Below are 17,743 nucleotides of genomic sequence, written 5' to 3'. Positions count from 1 at the left end.
GCTTCCATGCCGAAGTCTTCGGTTCCAAGCCCTGGGCTCTTTACCGTATTCCTGTGTGGGTGTCGTTTGTATTGCAACACCCGTACCGCTTTCTCCCGTTGGGGCTTGAAAACAGCAGCCATCCGCGTGCGCGGTTTGGGCTTTCGAAAAAGGTTTAAGTTCCACCAAACAGGAGCAAGAAAGCACTTGAGTTTCTTGTCTGATTTGTGTTTGGTCTTGTCGCTTGAAACCCTACATGTAGGGTTTTTTTTGCGACGAGGTACAAGATAATGCGTTTTGGGGGGCTTAGCAACGCACTACCTGTGGATAACGCTGTGGGTAAAATGTGTATGAAAGGTGGAACCGCCGTGTAGGCCGCAGTACTGCTGCATCGCACCGTTTGTCACCGAATATTCCAAGCTGAAAACACCCGGTTGGATTTTTGCGGGCGCGAACCCTATCACAAAAAATCGCGATCACCGAATGCATTTCCTGGCTTGTGTTTGGGGGTTGGGCCATGGCTACAATCGGCCTTCATTCGTGCGATATCTTGCCCACTCCACATGACAACTGTAGGAGCGAGCTTGCTCGCGAAGGGCGTCAACGATAACGCTGAGTTGCTGAATGAACGCGGCGCCCTTGGTTTCTTCGCGGGCAAGCCCGCTCCTACAATAATTAGAGTTGAGGTAGCGCATGGAGCAAGAAGCCTGGCAGGTACTGATTGTCGAGGACGACCAGCGGCTGGCTGAGTTGACCCGTGACTACCTGGAAAGCAACGGCCTGCGGGTCTCCATCGAGGGCGACGGAGCCCTGGCGGTGGCGCGGATCATTGCCGAGCAGCCGGACCTGGTAATCCTCGACCTGATGCTACCCGGCGAAGACGGCCTGAGCATCTGCCGCAAGGTGCGCGAGCGCTACGACGGGGTGATCCTGATGCTCACCGCGCGTACCGACGACATGGACCAGGTTCTGGGCCTGGACATGGGGGCCGATGACTATGTGTGCAAGCCGGTGCGCCCGCGCCTGCTGCTGGCGCGGATCCAGGCGCTGTTGCGGCGCAGCGAAAGCGCCGAGCCTGCCGCCCCGGAAAAACAGCGGCGCCTGCAATTCGGCCCCCTGGTGGTCGACAACGCCTTGCGCGAAGCCTGGCTGCACGATGGCGGCATCGAACTGACCAGCGCCGAATTCGATCTGTTGTGGCTCTTGGTGGCCAATGCCGGGCGCATTCTGTCCCGGGAAGAGATCTTCACCGCCTTGCGCGGTATCGGCTACGACGGCCAGGACCGCTCCATTGACGTACGCATCTCGCGGATCCGCCCGAAAATCGGCGACGACCCTATCCACCCGCGCCTGATCAAGACCATTCGCAGCAAAGGCTACCTGTTCGTCCCCGAAGCTGCCGCCGATATGCTGTCGTGAACTCGATCTTCCTGCGTATCTATGGCGGCATGTGCGCGGCGCTGATCCTCGTGGCCCTGCTTGGCGTATTGGCGCTGCACCTGCTCAATGAGGTGCGCAGCGGCCAGTACCGCGAGCGGCTGGCCCACGGCACCTTTGCCCTGATGGGCGACAACCTGCAGCCGATGAGCAGTATCGAGCGCCAGCGCGCCCTGGCGGTGTGGGAGCGATTGCTGGGGATTCCCTTGCAATTGCAGACGGTGGCGGATGCCCGCCTGGACCTGAGCCAGCGCAATCGCCTGCAGCGCGGCCAGGTGCTGGTGGAGCAGACCGGGCCCCATGCGGCCCGGGTATTGCGCCTGGTCAGTGAGAAGGAGCAACTGCTGCTCACCGGCGAAGTGCAGCAGATCAGCGAGCAGTTGGCCCGGGCCACCATTTATTTACTGGCCGACGAACTGGTGCGTTTTCCTGTGGCCGAGCAGCCGCAACGGTTGGCCGACCTGAAAGACGCCAAGGGCTTCGGCTTTGAAATGCACCTGCTCAAGCTTGACGAAGCGGACATGGACGAGGACCAGCGGCGTCGCGTGGCCGAAGGCGACACGGTGATGGCCCTGGGCAAGGGCGGCGACTCGATCCGTGTGTTTGCCGGCATGGTCGGCACGCCGTGGGTCCTGGAGATCGGTCCGCTGTACCAGATGAATCCTTACCCGGCGCAATGGCTGGTGCTGATTGCATTGATTGGTCTGACCCTGATCGGCTTGATCGTGTATTTGCTGGTACGCCAACTGGAGCGCCGCCTACGCGGGCTCGAAGCGGCCGCCACGCGCATCGCCAAGGGCAACCTGGAAGCGCGGGTGCCGGCGCGCGGTGCCGACTCGGTAGGGCGCCTGGCGGCGGCCTTCAACGGCATGGCCGAGCACTTGCAGCGCCTGTTGGCGATTCAGCGTGAACTGGTGCGCGCGGTGTCCCATGAGTTACGCACCCCGGTGGCCCGCCTGCGTTTTGGCCTGGAGATGATCGGCGACGCCGCGACGCCCGAAGCCCGGCGCAAATACATGGAAGGCATGGACAGTGATATCCAGGACCTCGACGGCCTGGTGGATGAAATGCTCACCTATGCGCGCCTGGAGCAGGGTTCGCCGGCCCTGAGTTTCCAGCGGGTCGACCTCAGTGCCTTGCTCGACCAGGTGATCGGCGAGCTGGCACCCTTGCGGCCAGAGATCGAGGTGGCGCGGGGCGTGTGTCTGTCATCGGCGCACCTGGATGCGGCCTGGGTCGACGCCGAGCCGCGCTACCTGCACCGCGCCCTGCAAAACCTGGTGAGCAATGCCATGCGTCATGCGCAGTCGCGGGTGCTGATCAGTTACCAGGTGGGGCAGGTGCGTTGCCGTATCGACGTCGAAGACGATGGCCCAGGCGTGCCGGAAAGCGCCTGGGAGCGGATCTTTACCCCATTCCTGCGCCTTGATGACAGCCGTACACGCGCCTCGGGTGGGCATGGCCTGGGTTTGTCGATTGTGCGGCGGATTATCTACTGGCACGGCGGCCGGGCATTGATCAGCAAGAGCAACAACCTGGGCGGTGCGTGTTTCAGCCTGAGCTGGCCGCGGGATCAGGACAAGACTTGAGAGCGTCATCGCAGGCAAGCCAGCTTGCATTCCAAAGGATGTACTCGGTCAACTGTGGGAGCTGGCTTGCCTGCGATAGCGCTATATCAGGCACCGATGGCCACGAGGCTCAACAACTGCCCGTCATCCACCGCAAACTGCCCCTCCAGCTCCTTGCCATAACACCACTCACTGGACAAATCCATCAGCAATCGCAAGCGCAAAAATCCCGAATCGGACCACTCCACCACCTCGGCATGCTCAAAGTAGAAACGCTTCTGCACAATCGGGTAGAGCGCCTTGAACAGACTCTCCTTGGCCGAAAACGTCAGGGTCACCAACTGCGCAACCTGCTCCCTTGGCCCTGTGGCCATGCGCTGCATCTCATCCGGAGTAAGGATTTCCCCGGCCAGGCGCTCGGCCCGCTCAAGGGGCAATAGGTTTTCCAGGTCCATGCCCAGCCCGCGCCACTGGGCCTTGTGGCCGACGATGGCGGCGGCATGCCCGGTGCTATGGGTGATCGAGCCGCTGATATGCGAGGGCCACACCGGGGCGCGGTCCTCACCGATGGCGGGGATAAAGTCCAGGCCTTCTAGCTGTTGCAAGGCGCTGCGGGCGCACAGCCGGCCCGCCAGAAACTCCGCCTGCCGCTTGGCCACCGAACGTTGGATACTGGCCGGCGGCGGCACGGCGCAGCGCTGGAAGTCGCCGGGTTCGAGCAATTTGGGCTCGAAACGGGTGCTCAGGAACACCGTGCCGGGCAAGGTGGCGGGCAGCGGCCAATGGTCATCAAGTGGGGTGCAGCAGGCGGGTATCGGGTTCATGCCGGCTATTCTGCACGGGGCGGGACCTGCCTGGGTAGCCCGCCGGTTCAGACTGTGTTCAGTTCAACCGCCGTAAACTGCGCAAGCATACCTTCAGGGCCGCTATGATGGTTCCCTGCGGGACGGTGGATTGGCCTTGGAGAGTGTTATGAAATTGCTGGTTGTCGAAGATGAGGCGTTGTTACGCCATCACCTGCTGACCCGTCTTGGCGACAGCGGCCACGTGGTCGAAGCCGTGGCTAACGCCGAAGAAGCGCTGTACCAGACCGGGCAATTCAATCATGACCTGGCGATCATCGACCTGGGCCTGCCGGGCATGGGCGGCCTGGACCTGATCCGCCAACTGCGGGCCCAGGCCAAGACCTTCCCGATCCTGATCCTCACCGCGCGCGGCAACTGGCAGGACAAGGTCGAAGGCCTGGCCGCCGGGGCCGATGACTATGTGGTCAAGCCGTTCCAGTTCGAAGAGCTGGAGGCGCGGATGAACGCCCTGTTGCGCCGCTCCAGCGGTTTTACCCAATCGACCATCGTCGCCGGCCCCTTGCTGCTGGACCTCAACCGCAAGCAGGCGTCCCTGGACGAGCAGCCCCTGGCGCTGACGGCCTATGAGTACCGGATCCTCGAATACCTGATGCGTCATCACCAGCAAGTGGTGGCCAAGGATCGGTTGATGGAACAACTCTATCCCGATGATGACGAGCGTGATCCGAACGTGATCGAAGTGCTGGTCGGCCGCCTGCGTCGCAAGCTCGAAGGCCCGGCCGGGTTCAAACCCATCGACACCGTGCGTGGCCTGGGCTACATGTTCAACGAGCGCTGCCGTTGATTCGTTCGCTGCGTGTGCGCCTGATGCTGGCGGCCACCACCTTGGCCGTATTGTTCATGCTCGGGCTGTTACCGGCGATGCAGGGCGCGTTCAGCCTGGCGTTGCAGGATTCCATCGAGCAGCGCCTGGCGTCCGATGTGACCACCCTGATCTCTGCCGCGCGGGTCGATAACAACCGCTTGCTGATGCCGGCGCAGTTGCCGGACGAGCGCTTCAACCTGACCGATAGCCGCCTGCTGGGCTATATCTACGACCGTGAAGGCCATCTGGTCTGGCGTTCGCGGGCGACCAGGGAAGAAAACATCAACTACCGGCCGCGCTACGACGGGCGCGGCAACGAGTTTGCGAAGATCCGCGAAGCCAACGGCCAGGAATTCTTCGTCTATGACGTCGAGGTCAAGCTGCTGGGGGGCAAGAGCGCGGCGTTCAGTATTGTCGCCCTGCAACCGGTGCGCGAATACCAAGTGACCCTTGAAGGCCTGCGGGAGAACCTCTACCTGGGGTTTGGCGCCGCCTTGCTGGTGCTGCTGAGCCTGCTGTGGATCGGCCTGACCTGGGGCTTGCAGGCCTTGCGCCGGCTGAGCCAGGAACTGGATGAAATCGAAGGCGGCACCCGGGAAAGCCTCAGCGAGCAACACCCGCGGGAGCTGCTGCGCCTGACGGGTTCCCTCAACCGCTTGCTCCATAGCGAGCGCGAGCAGCGCACCCGTTACCGCGACTCCCTGGACGACCTGGCCCACAGCCTGAAAACCCCGCTGGCGGTGTTGCAGGGGGTGAGTGAAGACATGGCCCAGCGCCCCCAGGACCTTGAGCAGGCGCGGGTCCTGCAGTCGCAGATCGAACGCATGAGCCAGCAGATCAGCTATCAATTGCAGCGCGCCAGCCTGCGTAAAAGCGGCCTGGTGCGCCACCAGGTGCGCCTGCGCCCGGTACTGCAAAGCCTGTGCGACACCCTCGACAAGGTCTACCGCGACAAGCGCGTGCGCGTGTCTTTCGCGCTACCAGAGCAGTGCGACGTGCCCATCGAGCAAGGCGCCTTGCTGGAGTTGCTCGGCAACCTGCTGGAAAACGCCTACCGCCTGTGCCTGAGTGAGGTGCGCGTGACCCTGGATGAAAGTGCCGATGGCGTGCGCTTGTGCATCGAAGACGACGGCCCTGGTGTGCCTCCCGACCAACGTGCGCGGATCCTGCAGCGCGGTGAGCGGTTGGACCGCCAGCATCCGGGGCAGGGGATCGGGTTGGCGGTGGTCAAGGACATTATTGAAAGCTACGGCGCACGGTTGACCCTGGGGGATTCGCCTCTAGGGGGCGCGGCGTTCAGGATTCATTTTCCGGCGGTGTGATCTTTATTGGATTGGCCGGCCGCATCGCAGCATCGGTATCTACACAACTTTGCCGCAACGCCTAAATCCAGGCAGATAGCGCAGTTGTGGCGAGCGGGCTTGTCCCGCGCTGGGCTGCGAAGCAGCCCTAAACCCGGCCATCGCGGTTTATCTGAAGAAACGCGGGGGGCTTTTTGGGGCTGCTTCGCAGCCCAGCGCGGGGCAAGCCCGCTCGCCACGGGGGAGTTCGTCAGTTTCTGAAAGTTGTGTAGATACCTATGCGCATCGCAGGCAAGCCAGTTCCCACATTTTGATTGGTGAATACAGTCAAATGTGGGAGCTGGCTTGCCTGCGATGGCGCCCGTCCAAACAATACATCCTCAACTCTCCTGCGCTCGATAAGCCCCCGGCGTCACCCCCGTCCACTTCTTGAACGCCCGGTGAAACGCCGACGGCTCGGAAAACCCCAACTGCTCGGCAATCTCCTGCAACGACAGATCCGCCCGCCCCAGATGAAAAATCGCAATATCCCGCCGCAGCTCATCCTTGAGTGCCTGGAAGCTGGTGCCTTCCTCACGCAAATGCCGGCGCAGGGTCTGTGGGCTGATGTGCAGGTGCTGCGCCACGGCTTCCAGGTCGGGCCAGGGTGTGCGGTCGCGGCTTAACAGACGCCGCAACTGGCTGCTCAGGCTGTCGCCTTCGTCCGGTCGCGACAGCAGGTCGGCGGGGGAGCGTTCGAGGAAATGCTTGAGGGTGCGCTCGTCCTGCAGCAGCGGCAGGCTCAGGTAGCGGCTATGGAACACCAGGCTGCTGCGGGCTGCGCTGAACACCAGGGGGCAAGGGAACAGCAGGTCGTACTCACTGGCATGGGCCGGCGCCGGGTAGCTGAACGTCGCTTGCTCCAGGCGGATACGCTGGCCAATCAACCAACTGCCGAGGCGATGCCAGATCACCAGCAGGGACTCGCTCAGAAAGTGATCCGGGTCCCACAGGTGCGAGTCATCCAGGCTCAGGCAGGCCATATCGCCTTCGCGGCTCAGGCGCCAGCGCGGCCCCTGGGGGAACAGGCTATAGAACAACAGGCCGCGCTCCAGCGCCTTCTCCAGGGTGCGGCAGTGAATCAGCGCGTGGCACATCATGGCGAAGGTCCCACGCTTGCTCGGCCCATCGGCGAAACCCAGGTACTCGTCATCCAGGGCCAGCCACAGCTTCTGCAACAGCTGCGTGAACTGCTCCGGCGCGATGCGTGCGCGGGGCTCTGCCAGCAATTGCGGGGTAATGCCCAGTTGCTGCAGCAGCGTCGAGCAGTCGTAGCCGGCCCGGTGCGCACCGCCCAAGGCCGCGCGGGCGTAATGACTGGCGATGGTGCGTTCGCGCATGCAGGGGCCTCGTCCATTGAGTGGCCGATGGTAGCCATCATGTCTGGGCTGGACAAGGCGGATATCCGCCAAATTGTAGGACGAGATTAGGCGGGTGGGCGGATATCCGCCACCTGCGGCCCCCCCTGAAACAGCCATGAATTTTCGTCAGCCCCCATGAGCCAAGGGTTACAGGGTTTTTCAGGAAAGTGGCACGCAGTTTGCGATAAGGAGTACAGACCTGCCAGCCAGCAGATCGCCAAAACAAATCCCTCCAGTGCAGGAGGGTTCGCAATTCAAGTGTCGTGGGCAATGGCGGATATTTGCCACACGGGACTCTTGAGGAAACTTTGCAATGACGACTCGTCAGCCGTTCTACAAAACCCTGTACTTCCAGGTAATCGTTGCCATCGTTATCGGTATCCTGCTCGGTCACTTCTACCCGCAGACCGGTGTGGCCCTCAAGCCACTGGGTGACGGCTTTATCAAGCTGATCAAAATGGTCATCGCCCCGATCATCTTCTGTACCGTTGTCAGCGGCATCGCCGGCATGCAGAGCATGAAGTCGGTGGGCAAGACCGGCGGCTACGCGCTGCTGTACTTCGAAATCGTCTCCACCATCGCCCTGTTGATCGGCTTGGTCGTGGTCAACGTGGTACAGCCAGGTGCTGGCATGCACATCGACGTCGCCACCCTGGACGCTTCGAAAGTGGCTGCTTATGTCACCGCCGGTAAAGACCAGAGCATCGTCGGCTTTATCCTCAACGTGATCCCGAACACCATCGTCGGCGCCTTCGCCAACGGCGATATCCTGCAAGTGCTGATGTTCTCGGTGATCTTCGGTTTTGCCCTGCATCGCCTGGGTGCCTATGGCAAGCCGGTGCTGGACTTCATCGATCGCTTCGCCCACGTGATGTTCAACATCATCAACATGATCATGAAGCTCGCGCCAATCGGTGCCCTGGGCGCCATGGCGTTCACCATCGGTGCCTACGGTGTTGGCTCGCTGGTGCAACTGGGCCAGTTGATGATCTGCTTCTACATCACCTGCATCCTGTTCGTGCTGGTAGTACTGGGTGGCATCTGCCGCGCCCACGGCTTCAGCGTCCTGAAACTGGTGCGCTACATCCGTGAAGAACTGCTGATCGTACTGGGTACTTCCTCCTCTGAATCCGCACTGCCGCGCATGCTGATCAAGATGGAACGCCTGGGCGCGAAGAAGTCGGTGGTTGGCCTGGTTATCCCGACTGGCTACTCCTTCAACCTCGACGGTACTTCGATCTACCTGACCATGGCTGCCGTGTTCATCGCCCAGGCGACTGACACCCACATGGACATCACCCACCAGATCACCCTGTTGCTGGTGCTGTTGCTGTCCTCCAAAGGCGCTGCAGGCGTGACTGGCAGTGGTTTCATCGTACTGGCCGCAACCTTGTCGGCTGTTGGCCACCTGCCGGTTGCCGGCCTGGCGCTGATCCTCGGCATCGACCGCTTCATGTCCGAAGCCCGCGCCCTGACCAACCTGGTGGGTAACGCCGTAGCGACCATCGTCGTTGCCAAGTGGGTCAAGGAACTGGACACCGACAAGCTGCAAAGCGAGCTGGCATCCGGCGGTACCGGTATCTCCGAAACCCGCGAACTGGATGACCTGGGCGTAGCCGAAGGCCCGGCGCCAGCGATCAAGTAAACGCTGACGCACACTAAAAAACCCATCTTCGGATGGGTTTTTTTATGGGCGCACGAGCACAACGGTCACTGTCGATGATGGTTACGGTAATTGCCGCTGGCGCCCAAGGCTGACTACTCTGTGCCCCATCGAACTGGAATCGGAGCTCCCATGTCAGGCCCCTTGGCGTCCCTCAAAGTGCTGGATTTCTCGACCTTGTTGCCGGGGCCTTTTGCCTCGTTGCTGTTGGCGGACATGGGCGCCGAGGTACTGCGCATCGAATCCCCGACGCGCATGGACCTGTTGCGCGTGTTGCCGCCCCACGACCGTGGCGTGTCGGCCAGCCATGCCTACCTCAACCGCAACAAGCGCAGCCTGGCCCTGGACCTCAAGCAGCCCGAGGCGCTGGAGATCGTGCGGCAACTGGTGGCCGACTACGACATCGTGCTGGAGCAGTTCCGCCCCGGGGTCATGGAGCGCCTGGGCTTGGGTTATGAAGCGCTGAAGGCGATCAACCCGAAGCTGATCTATGTGTCCATCACCGGCTACGGCCAGACCGGCCCCTACAAGGATCGCGCCGGGCATGACATCAATTACCTGGCGCTGTCTGGCGTCGCCAGCTACACCGGGCGTGAGGACAGCGGCCCGCTGCCCCTCGGTGTGCAATTGGCCGATGTGGGCGGTGGCTCGTTGCACGCCGTGGTCGGCCTGCTCGCGGCGGTGATTGCCCGGCAGCACAGCGGGGTGGGCCAGTACCTGGATGTGAGCATGACCGACTGCGCCTTCAGCCTCAACGCCATGGCCGGCGCGGCCTACCTGGCCTGTGGCGTGGAGCCCGGGCGCGAAGACCAGGTGCTCAATGGCGGCAGCTTCTACGATTACTACCGCTCGCGGGACGGGCGCTGGCTGTCGGTGGGCAGCCTGGAACCAGGGTTTATGCAGCAACTGTGTGGCGCGCTGGGGCGCCCGGAACTGGCGGCCCAGGGGTTGTCGCCCAAGCCCGAGCAGCAAAAGGCACTCAAGCAGGCATTGCAGGTCGAGTTTGAACGGCACAGTTTTGAGGAGCTGTGTGCGTTGTTCGCTGGGGTGGATGCCTGCGTGGAACCGGTCCTCAGTTTGGGCGAAGCCCTTGAACACCCGCAGTTACAGGCCCGGGAGCTGGTGAGCCAGGTGCCCCGCGGGGATGGTTCGTTCCAGGCGCAGATGGCGTGCCCGCTGAAATTTTCCGAGGGGTTGCCGGAGCCGAGGCATATTGGGGGGGCGGTGGGGGCGCACAGTGATGAAGTGTTGGGGGAGTTGGGTTTCAGTCTTCAGCGGATTGCCGAACTGCGGGGGGCCAAGGTGGTGGGGTAGTGGCTGTTCTGGCCCCTTCGCGGGCAAGCCCGCTCCCACATTTTGATTTGTGAATACATTCAGAATGTGGGAGCGGGCTTGCCCGCGAAGGGGCCGGAACAGGCACCCCAAAACCTCACTCCACCCGCGTCTCCCCAGTAAACACCAACGTCTCCCGACAGCGCCGGCACAAATACCGCCGCCCCTGGTTCACCAACCCATGGCGCTGGGCCGAGAACGCAAAGTCACTGTCGGCACACGGGCACCGGTAGATATAACGGGTCACGCGCCGTCGCTGGATCTCATAGGTGTGGCACCGATCAGGCGGCAGTTCGTAGACCCCGCGCATGATCAGTTGCCATTCCTCGCCATGGGGCTGGATGCGCTCGCCGAACAATTGGTGGGCGATCAGGTGCGCCACTTCGTGGGCCACCGTCTGTTTGAGGAAGTGTTGGCTGTTTTCTCGGTACAACTGGGGGTTGAAGCGCAGCAGGTTCTCGTGCAAATGCGCGACACCGGCTTTCTGCCCACGCAGCTTGAGGCTGACCTGGGGGCGTTTGAAACTTCGTTTGAAAAAGGATTCGGCTTGCAGGAAACAATCTTCGACGCGGGTATTGAGTTGCTCGGGCATGCTGTACATATCTCCAGAGACGTCCAGTATGCCGCATCCAAGGGTATTTCCGAATCTGTCAGGCGCCGAATGGTCATGCATAACGCACAAAGCCACCTTGCGGTGGCTTTTCCTGCGGTTGAAAGCGCGTCAGTTGGTGTAGATCGGCCCCACGCCCAGGCCCCACACAATCACGGTAAAGGCCATGATCGCCACCAGTACCACCAGGCCTACCGCCAGCACCGAGCTGGAAAACAGGAAACCTTCGTCCGGGTCGATGCTCATGAAGGTCGGCAACCCCACGTACAGCAGGTAGACGGTGTAGCAAATCGCCGCCGTGCCCACCACCATGCCCAGCCACATATGTGGATACAACGCCGCCAGCCCGCCGATAAATAGCGGCGTGGCGGTGTAGGTGGCGAACGCGACGCAGCGCGCCATGCTTGGATTGGCGTCATAGGTGCGCGCCATCCAGTGAATGAAGGCGCCCATCACCGCGACGCCGCCGAGCATCGCCAGGTACGACATGATGGTCATCCACAACGCACTGTCCTGGGTCAGCATGACCGGGGAGCGATTGCCGATGACCCAGCCAACCTGGGTGGTGCCGATAAAAGCCGATATGGCGGGGATCGCCGCGAGAATCAGCGTGTGAGTGAGGTACATGTGGCCGATGCTTTCTTCTTTATCGCCACGAATTTCCCGCCATTCCTGGTCGGGATGGGTGAAAAGCCCCACGACGTGATGGATCATGCCAGTCACTCCTGTCGTTATTACCATCGCCCCCCAAGCGGAGCGCCCGCCGGCCAAGTGGCCTGAAAGGTCTGGATATATGTGCGACCTCAAGTCGCAGTATAGGAAGTGATGACCGGAAAAAGTGTGTGGCTTTAGAGCAAATTGCACTGTAAACACTGGGCTTAATCGCGCCTGGGTCTGTGACGTGGAATGCAGTCCCCTGTGGGAGCGGGCTTGCCCGCGATAGCGGTAGGTCAGGCAGCGGATTTATTGATCGATCCACCGCCATCGGGAGCAAGCCCCCTCCCACATTGGAACTCGGTGCTCCATACCGCTAAAATACCCGGCTTTTCGTCACACACCTTTTCGCGGATCCAAGCGCCATGGGCACCCTTACCGTCAATCAGAACAAACTGCAAAAACGCCTGCGGCGCCTGGCCGGTGAGGCTGTCGCTGACTTCAACATGATCGAGGAGGGCGACAAGGTCATGGTCTGCCTGTCCGGCGGCAAAGACAGCTACACCATGCTGGACGTGCTGATGCACCTGCAGAAGGTCGCGCCGATCAAGTTCGACATCGTTGCCGTGAACATGGACCAGAAACAACCCGGGTTCCCCGAGGATGTGCTGCCGGCCTACCTCAAGACTCTCGGCATCGAATACCACATCGTCGAGAAAGACACCTATTCGGTGGTCAAGGAACTGATCCCGGAAGGCAAGACCACCTGCTCGCTGTGCTCGCGCCTGCGTCGTGGCACCCTGTACACCTTTGCCGATGAAATCGGCGCGACCAAGATGGCCTTGGGTCATCATCGTGATGACATCGTCGAAACCTTCTTCCTCAATATGTTCTTCAACGGCTCACTCAAGGCCATGCCGCCCAAGCTGCGCGCCGATGACGGGCGCAACGTGGTGATCCGCCCGCTGGCGTATTGCAACGAGAAGGACATCCAGGCCTACTCCGACTTCAAGCAATTCCCGATCATCCCCTGCAACCTCTGCGGCTCCCAGGAGAACCTGCAGCGCCAGGTGGTCAAGGACATGCTCCAGGAGTGGGAGCGCAAGACGCCGGGGCGCACCGAAAGCATCTTCCGCAGCCTGCAGAATGTGATCCCGTCGCAGTTGGCCGACCGCAACCTGTTCGACTTCACCAGCCTGCGCATCGATGAAACCGCCGCTTCGCGCTTCGTCAACATTGTGAACCTCTGAGCCTTTTCCAGGCTCTGACAGACGGCGCTCATGGGCGCCGTTTTCATTTCAACCCGTAGGAGAGGGCATGCGCGATTACAAATGGCTGCACGAATACTGTCTGAACCGCTTTGGTTCGGCGGCCGAGCTGGAAGCCCACCTGCCGGTGCCCAAGACGCCAGCGCAATTGCGCCAGATCAGCGATGACCGCTACCTGTCGACCCTGTCGCTGCGGGTATTCCGCGCCGGGCTCAAGCACAGTGTGGTGGACGCCAAGTGGCCGGCGTTCGAGCAGGTGTTCTTTGGTTTTGATCCAGAAAAAGTCGTTTTGATGGGCGCCGAGCACCTTGAGCGCCTGATGCAGGACACGCGGATCATCCGCCACTTGGGCAAACTCAAGAGCGTGCCACGCAATGCGCAGATGATTCTCGACGTCGCGCAGGAAAAGGGCAGCTTCGGCGCACTGATCGCCGATTGGCCGGTGACCGATATCGTTGGGCTGTGGAAATACCTGAGCAAACACGGCCACCAGTTGGGCGGGTTGTCCGCGCCGCGCTTCTTGCGCATGGTAGGCAAGGACACTTTTGTGCCGAGCTATGACGTGGTCGCGGCGCTCAATGCGCAGAAGATTGTCGACAAGGCCCCCACCAGCCTGCGGGACCTGGCGACGGTGCAGGCGGCGTTCAACCAGTGGCACGCCGAGAGCGGGCGGCCGATGTGCCAGTTGTCGATGATGCTGGCCTATACCGTCAACCATTGACCTGTAGGAGCGAGCTTGCTCGCGAAAAACCTGAGGGCGCCGCGTGCATTCTGAATGCCCGGGTCATCGTTAACGTTTTTCGCGAGCAAGCTCGCTCCTACATGGCCAACCGCCGATTGAGCTGGAACCGCCAACGCACATACAGCAGCGCCGTGCAGAACACCGCCACGCTCGCCAACATCTCCAGCACGCCAAACCACTGGCGGTTGGGGTCATAGGCCGCCAGGGCGCCCTTGATGAAATACAGGTTCACCACAAAACACATCCACGAATGCCCGCGCGCACTGCCCATGAGCATGCCTGGCGCGAGGATCAGCAGCGGCACCAGTTCGATCAGCAAGATCACCCAGGGCCGGGCGCCATGCAGGTCGGCGACCAGCAGGTAGTAAACGCAGAGCAGGCCTACCAGGCCAAAAAACGCCAGCAGGCTCAAGGCCCGAGCCACCTTGACCCGGGGTTCGAGCCAGGCCTGGGGCGGCAGGACTTTAGGCTTCTTGGCCACGGCCACTCTCCAGTTTCGCTGCCGTCTTCGCCAGGCGCAGGCCGAGGGCGCGGCACAGGGCGATTTCATGGGGGTCCAGGGCACGTTTGCCGTCAGCGCCGGAATGGTGGCTGGCGCCGTAGGGCGTACCGCCGCCCTGGGTGTCGAGCAACGCCTGTTCGCTGTAGGGCAGGCCGGTGATCAGCATGCCGTGGTGCAGCAGTGGCAGCAGCATCGACATCAAGGTGGTTTCCTGGCCGCCGTGCAGGCTGGCGGTCGAGGTGAACACCCCGGCTGGCTTGCCGACCAGTGCGCCGGTCAGCCACAGGTTGCTGGTGCCGTCGAGAAAGTACTTCAACGGCGCCGCCATGTTGCCAAAGCGCGTCGGGCTGCCCAGGGCCAGGCCCGCGCAGTTCTTCAGGTCGTCGAGGCTGGCGTACAACGCACCTTCGGCCGGGATGCTCGGCGCTACGGCCTCACACTCGCTGGAGATCGCCGGCACCGTGCGCAGGCGCGCTTCCAGGCCGCCTTGCTCGATGCCTCGGGCAATCTGCCGGGCCATTTCGCTGACCGAGCCGTTGCGGCTGTAATACAACACCAGGACGTAGGGCGCGCTCACGGCAGGATCTCCAGGATATTTTCCGGCGGACGGCCAATCACGGCCTTGTTGGCGGTGGCCAGGATCGGCCGTTCCATCAACTTGGGGTGGGCGGCGATGGCAGCAATCAATTGCGCCTCGCTGAGGCTGGCGTCGGCCAGGTTGAGGGTCTTGTATTCGTCTTCGCCGGTGCGCAGCAGTTGCCGGGCGCTGATCCCCAGTTTGCCGAGCAGGGCTTCAAGCTGCGCGGCGTCCAGCGGGGTTTCCAGGTAACGCACGACGGTGGGCGCCAGGCCACGGGCTTGCAGCAGTTCGAGCGCACCGCGGGATTTCGAGCAGCGCGGGTTGTGATAAAGCGTCAGATCGGTCATGTGCGGGTCGCATCTTGCGTAAGGTGGCGGGTATTCTACCTGCGCTGTGGCTTGTGCTTAAACCGTAAGAGGCGATCGGCCGCAGCCCACGTTCATTTTTGCTAAGGATTACCCCATGACACGGCGACTGATAGGCGCACTGGCAGTTATCACCACCCTCCTGCTCAGTGGCTGCGGCAATGATTATGGCGTCGACCAATACGGTCAGAAAGTCGCGTCCGAACGCGTCGACAAGCAATGGCTGGTGGTCAATTACTGGGCCGAGTGGTGTGGTCCGTGCCGCATCGAAATCCCTGAGCTCAACGCCCTGGCCGAGCAGCTCAAGGGCCAGCCGGTGAGTGTGTTCGGCGTCAACTTCGACAACGTGCAGGGTGAAGAACTCAAGAGCGCGAGCGAGAAGCTGGGCATCAAGTTCACCGTGTTGGCACAGAACCCCGAGGCGATTTTTGATATCCCGCGCAGCGAAGCGTTGCCGGTGACCTACATCATCGATGACAAGGGCAAGGTGCGGGCGCAGATGTTGGGTGAGCAGACGGCGGAAGGTGTACTGGCCAAGCTCAAAGAGTTGCGCGGCTGAAGCATCGCGATCTCTGCAGGAGCGAGCTCGCTCGCGAAGCACTCACAGGCACCGCGTTCATCCGGGATGCACGGGTTTTTGTTGACGTTCTTCGCGAGCAAGTTCGCTCCTACAGGAGTTGGGTCAGCCTTCTTCCAGCCACAGGCGCAGAGGCTTGCCCTCGGCAGGCCAGAAACGGGTCTGCTCGATGGGCGAGATATCCCAGCGCTGCACGGTTTCCAGGGCCTTGAAGAAACGGTGCTCCTGCTCCATCAGGGCTTCGGCACACAGCTTGCGGGTACTGCCGATCTTGCCGAAGCTGAGCTTGTCACCGTCCAGGCTGTAGGGCGCGAACCAGTGGTTGCAGCCGCCATTGCCATAGGCCCGGCCATCGGCGCCGAGGGTCACGGTCAGGTGGGCGTAATCCATCAGTGGCCGTTCGCCGATCCATTCGACGATATAGCTGTGATCCTGCTTGAGCTTGACCTCATCGCTGGCGCAGCCGGCGAGGCCGACGCCCAGCGCGGCGAGCACCAGCAGGCGCTTCATTGCGCGGCCTTCTGGCATTTCGGGCAACGGTGTTTATCACCGACAGTGGCCCAGCCCAGCTCGGCAATGCGCGCGGTGGCCGCCGGTTGCAGTGGCGCCTTGGTCAGCTTGGTCTCCACCGAGAACTCAAACTCCAGCACCGCGTCGCAGCTGTCGCAGTTGACCTTCCAGGTGTGAATTTCCAGCTCGCCGAACTTCGGCCCTTGCGCCATGGCGACCCATTGCCCGGCCGGGCGGATGGAGTAGCGCGCATCGCCTTCGACGGTCAGGCGCATCGACAGGGTCTTGCTGCCGCGCAAGGTGACGATCAGCACGTCGCCATGCTTGATCGAGCCACCATTGCCGGTGACTTGGTAACGACCCGGCACCAGGGCGCGGCATTCGATCAGGGTGTGTTGTGGGCTCAGCAAACTGAAGCGGAAATCGTGTTCGGCCATGGATCCTCCAAATAGGCGCGGCATCCTATCACGCTCGCCTGTTTACCATGCGCGCGGTATGTGACCGTTGATCATCCGTGCACCAGGTTTTGCGGTTGACCGCTGGCCCAGGCCTGGATATTGGCCAGGGTGGTCCCGGCAATCGCCGCCAGCGCTTCGCGTGTCAGGAATGCCTGGTGCGCGGTGATGATTACATTGGGGAAGGTCAGCAGGCGTGCCAGCACGTCGTCCTGCAACGGCAGGTCCGAGCGGTCCTCAAAAAACAGTTGGGCTTCTTCCTCGTACACATCCAGGCCCAGGTAGCCCAATTGCCCGTCCTTGAGCGCTTCGATCAGCGCCGGGGTATCCACCAGGCCGCCGCGGCCGGTATTGATCAGCATCGCCCCCGGCTGCATATGGGCCAGGGATTGGGCATTGATCAAGTGCTTGCTGTCGGCGGTCAGCGGGCAGTGCAGGCTGATGATCTGCGCCTGGGCCAATAACTGGGGCAGGTCGACATAGCGCGCGCCAAGGGCTTCGACCTGCGGGTTGGGATAGGGGTCGTAGGCCAGCAAGGTGCAGCCAAAACCGGCCATGATCTTGGCGAAGGTCGCGCCGATCTGCCCGGTGCCCACTACGCCAACGGTCTTGCCTACCAGGTCGAAACCGGTCAGGCCGTGCAGGCTGAAGTCGCCGTCGCGGGTGCGGTTGTAGGCGCGGTGCAGGCGACGATTGAGGGCCAGCACCAGGGCCACGGCATGTTCGGCCACCGCGTGGGGCGAGTAGGCAGGCACCCGCACGATGGTCAGGCCCAGGCGTTTGGCGGCGGCCAGGTCCACATGGTTGTAGCCGGCCGAGCGCAGGGCGATCAGGCGCGTGCCACCGGCGGCGAGGTGTTCGAGCACCGCTGTACTGAGGTCGTCGTTGATAAAGGCACAGACCACTTCGTGCTTGTCGGCCAGGGCCACGGTATCGAGGTTCAGGCGTGCCGGTTGGAATTGCAGCTCCATGCCTGCGGGCAGCGGTTCGGCGAGAAAGCTGTCGCGGTCATAGGTCTGGCTGCTGAATAGAATGATGCGCATCAAAGGGCTCCCTGCAAGATAGCGTGTGGTACCTGTAGGCGCCGGCAAGCCGGCTCCAACAGGTATGTTGCCCGTCATGGGGGTTT

The 17,743-nt window shown here is 62.0% G+C and carries 19 protein-coding genes; 9 read left to right on the top strand and 10 right to left on the bottom strand.

The window, feature by feature from the left end; all coding sequences use genetic code 11:
* Nucleotides 1-672: 672 nt before the first annotated feature.
* Nucleotides 673-1,398 (top strand): response regulator, encoded by a 726-nt coding sequence (locus C5F71_RS04905; protein WP_029300726.1) that lies wholly within the window; start codon nt 673-675, stop codon nt 1,396-1,398.
* Complete coding sequence (locus C5F71_RS04900; RefSeq protein ID WP_070994659.1) at nt 1,395-3,005, top strand: ATP-binding protein; 1,611 nt, start codon at nt 1,395-1,397, stop codon at nt 3,003-3,005. The genes C5F71_RS04905 and C5F71_RS04900 overlap by 4 nt, the downstream gene beginning before the upstream one ends.
* A gap of 86 nt (nt 3,006-3,091) precedes the next feature.
* On the opposite strand, the gene C5F71_RS04895 is transcribed toward C5F71_RS04900, so the two are convergent.
* Nucleotides 3,092-3,808 (bottom strand): 4'-phosphopantetheinyl transferase, encoded by a 717-nt coding sequence (locus C5F71_RS04895; RefSeq protein ID WP_104910746.1) that lies wholly within the window; start codon nt 3,806-3,808, stop codon nt 3,092-3,094.
* 148 nt (nt 3,809-3,956) lie between these two features.
* Here C5F71_RS04895 and C5F71_RS04890 point away from each other — a divergent pair, with 148 nt between their 5' ends.
* Together C5F71_RS04890 and C5F71_RS04885 are read left to right on the top strand one after the other, a co-directional pair.
* A complete protein-coding gene (locus C5F71_RS04890; RefSeq protein ID WP_029300720.1) occupies nt 3,957-4,634 on the top strand; it encodes a response regulator transcription factor in 678 nt (225 codons plus the stop codon).
* On the top strand, nt 4,631-5,977 hold the full coding sequence (locus tag C5F71_RS04885) for an ATP-binding protein (protein WP_070994657.1): 1,347 nt from the start codon (nt 4,631-4,633) through the stop codon (nt 5,975-5,977). The genes C5F71_RS04890 and C5F71_RS04885 overlap by 4 nt, the downstream gene beginning before the upstream one ends.
* A gap of 359 nt (nt 5,978-6,336) precedes the next feature.
* Here C5F71_RS04885 and C5F71_RS04880 read toward each other — a convergent pair whose 3' ends face one another.
* Entirely contained in the window at nt 6,337-7,335 is a 999-nt protein-coding gene (locus tag C5F71_RS04880) for an AraC family transcriptional regulator (RefSeq protein ID WP_104910745.1), read from the bottom strand.
* Between the two features lie 334 nt (nt 7,336-7,669).
* Between C5F71_RS04880 and C5F71_RS04875 the strand changes: the two genes are divergently transcribed.
* Both C5F71_RS04875 and C5F71_RS04870 read left to right on the top strand, forming a co-directional pair.
* Nucleotides 7,670-9,001, top strand: a complete 1,332-nt coding sequence (locus C5F71_RS04875) for a dicarboxylate/amino acid:cation symporter (RefSeq protein WP_029300714.1) — start codon at nt 7,670-7,672, stop codon at nt 8,999-9,001.
* A gap of 150 nt (nt 9,002-9,151) precedes the next feature.
* Nucleotides 9,152-10,333, top strand: a complete 1,182-nt coding sequence (locus C5F71_RS04870; RefSeq protein ID WP_104910744.1) for a CaiB/BaiF CoA-transferase family protein — start codon at nt 9,152-9,154, stop codon at nt 10,331-10,333.
* 115 nt (nt 10,334-10,448) lie between these two features.
* Here C5F71_RS04870 and C5F71_RS04865 read toward each other — a convergent pair whose 3' ends face one another.
* Both C5F71_RS04865 and C5F71_RS04860 read right to left on the bottom strand, forming a co-directional pair.
* Nucleotides 10,449-10,943: a SprT family zinc-dependent metalloprotease gene (locus tag C5F71_RS04865; protein WP_029299752.1), complete on the bottom strand. Its 495-nt coding sequence runs from the start codon at nt 10,941-10,943 to the stop codon at nt 10,449-10,451.
* A 129-nt stretch (nt 10,944-11,072) separates the two neighbouring features.
* The gene (locus C5F71_RS04860; protein WP_029299750.1) at nt 11,073-11,675 is read right to left on the bottom strand and encodes a Yip1 family protein; all 603 of its coding nucleotides are present in this window, start codon (nt 11,673-11,675) and stop codon (nt 11,073-11,075) included.
* 365 nt (nt 11,676-12,040) lie between these two features.
* On the opposite strand from C5F71_RS04860, the gene ttcA reads away from it, so the two are divergent.
* Both ttcA and C5F71_RS04850 read left to right on the top strand, forming a co-directional pair.
* Nucleotides 12,041-12,865: a tRNA 2-thiocytidine(32) synthetase TtcA gene (gene ttcA, locus C5F71_RS04855; protein ID WP_029299748.1), complete on the top strand. Its 825-nt coding sequence runs from the start codon at nt 12,041-12,043 to the stop codon at nt 12,863-12,865.
* A 67-nt stretch (nt 12,866-12,932) separates the two neighbouring features.
* Nucleotides 12,933-13,604 (top strand): DNA-3-methyladenine glycosylase I, encoded by a 672-nt coding sequence (locus tag C5F71_RS04850; protein ID WP_032861540.1) that lies wholly within the window; start codon nt 12,933-12,935, stop codon nt 13,602-13,604.
* A gap of 97 nt (nt 13,605-13,701) precedes the next feature.
* Here C5F71_RS04850 and C5F71_RS04845 read toward each other — a convergent pair whose 3' ends face one another.
* From C5F71_RS04845 to arsC, 3 genes are read right to left on the bottom strand one after another with little or no spacing between them, the layout of a single operon-like run.
* Entirely contained in the window at nt 13,702-14,106 is a 405-nt protein-coding gene (locus tag C5F71_RS04845) for a DUF2069 domain-containing protein (RefSeq protein WP_029299744.1), read from the bottom strand.
* Nucleotides 14,090-14,704, bottom strand: coding sequence for an NAD(P)H:quinone oxidoreductase (wrbA, locus tag C5F71_RS04840; RefSeq protein WP_029299742.1), 615 nt, complete (start codon nt 14,702-14,704; stop codon nt 14,090-14,092). Before wrbA ends, C5F71_RS04845 begins: the two co-directional genes overlap by 17 nt.
* On the bottom strand, nt 14,701-15,054 hold the full coding sequence (gene arsC / locus C5F71_RS04835) for an arsenate reductase (glutaredoxin) (RefSeq protein ID WP_104910743.1): 354 nt from the start codon (nt 15,052-15,054) through the stop codon (nt 14,701-14,703). The genes wrbA and arsC overlap by 4 nt, the downstream gene beginning before the upstream one ends.
* A 115-nt stretch (nt 15,055-15,169) precedes the next feature.
* On the opposite strand from arsC, the gene C5F71_RS04830 reads away from it, so the two are divergent.
* Entirely contained in the window at nt 15,170-15,631 is a 462-nt protein-coding gene (locus tag C5F71_RS04830; protein ID WP_029299738.1) for a TlpA disulfide reductase family protein, read from the top strand.
* Between the two features lie 123 nt (nt 15,632-15,754).
* On the opposite strand, the gene C5F71_RS04820 is transcribed toward C5F71_RS04830, so the two are convergent.
* From C5F71_RS04820 to C5F71_RS04810, 3 genes are all read right to left on the bottom strand, one after another.
* A complete protein-coding gene (locus C5F71_RS04820; protein WP_104910742.1) occupies nt 15,755-16,159 on the bottom strand; it encodes an META domain-containing protein in 405 nt (134 codons plus the stop codon).
* A complete protein-coding gene (locus C5F71_RS04815; RefSeq protein WP_104910741.1) occupies nt 16,156-16,596 on the bottom strand; it encodes a hypothetical protein in 441 nt (146 codons plus the stop codon). Before C5F71_RS04815 ends, C5F71_RS04820 begins: the two co-directional genes overlap by 4 nt.
* Before the next feature lie 71 nt (nt 16,597-16,667).
* Nucleotides 16,668-17,657, bottom strand: coding sequence for a 2-hydroxyacid dehydrogenase (locus C5F71_RS04810; protein WP_104910740.1), 990 nt, complete (start codon nt 17,655-17,657; stop codon nt 16,668-16,670).
* Between the last annotated feature and the right edge of the window lie 86 nt (nt 17,658-17,743).

The sequence above is a fragment of the Pseudomonas sp. LG1D9 genome, from assembly GCF_002949995.1.
In the GTDB taxonomy this organism is placed as follows: domain Bacteria; phylum Pseudomonadota; class Gammaproteobacteria; order Pseudomonadales; family Pseudomonadaceae; genus Aquipseudomonas; species Aquipseudomonas proteolytica.
This window is presented reverse-complemented; position numbering and strand designations above follow the sequence as displayed.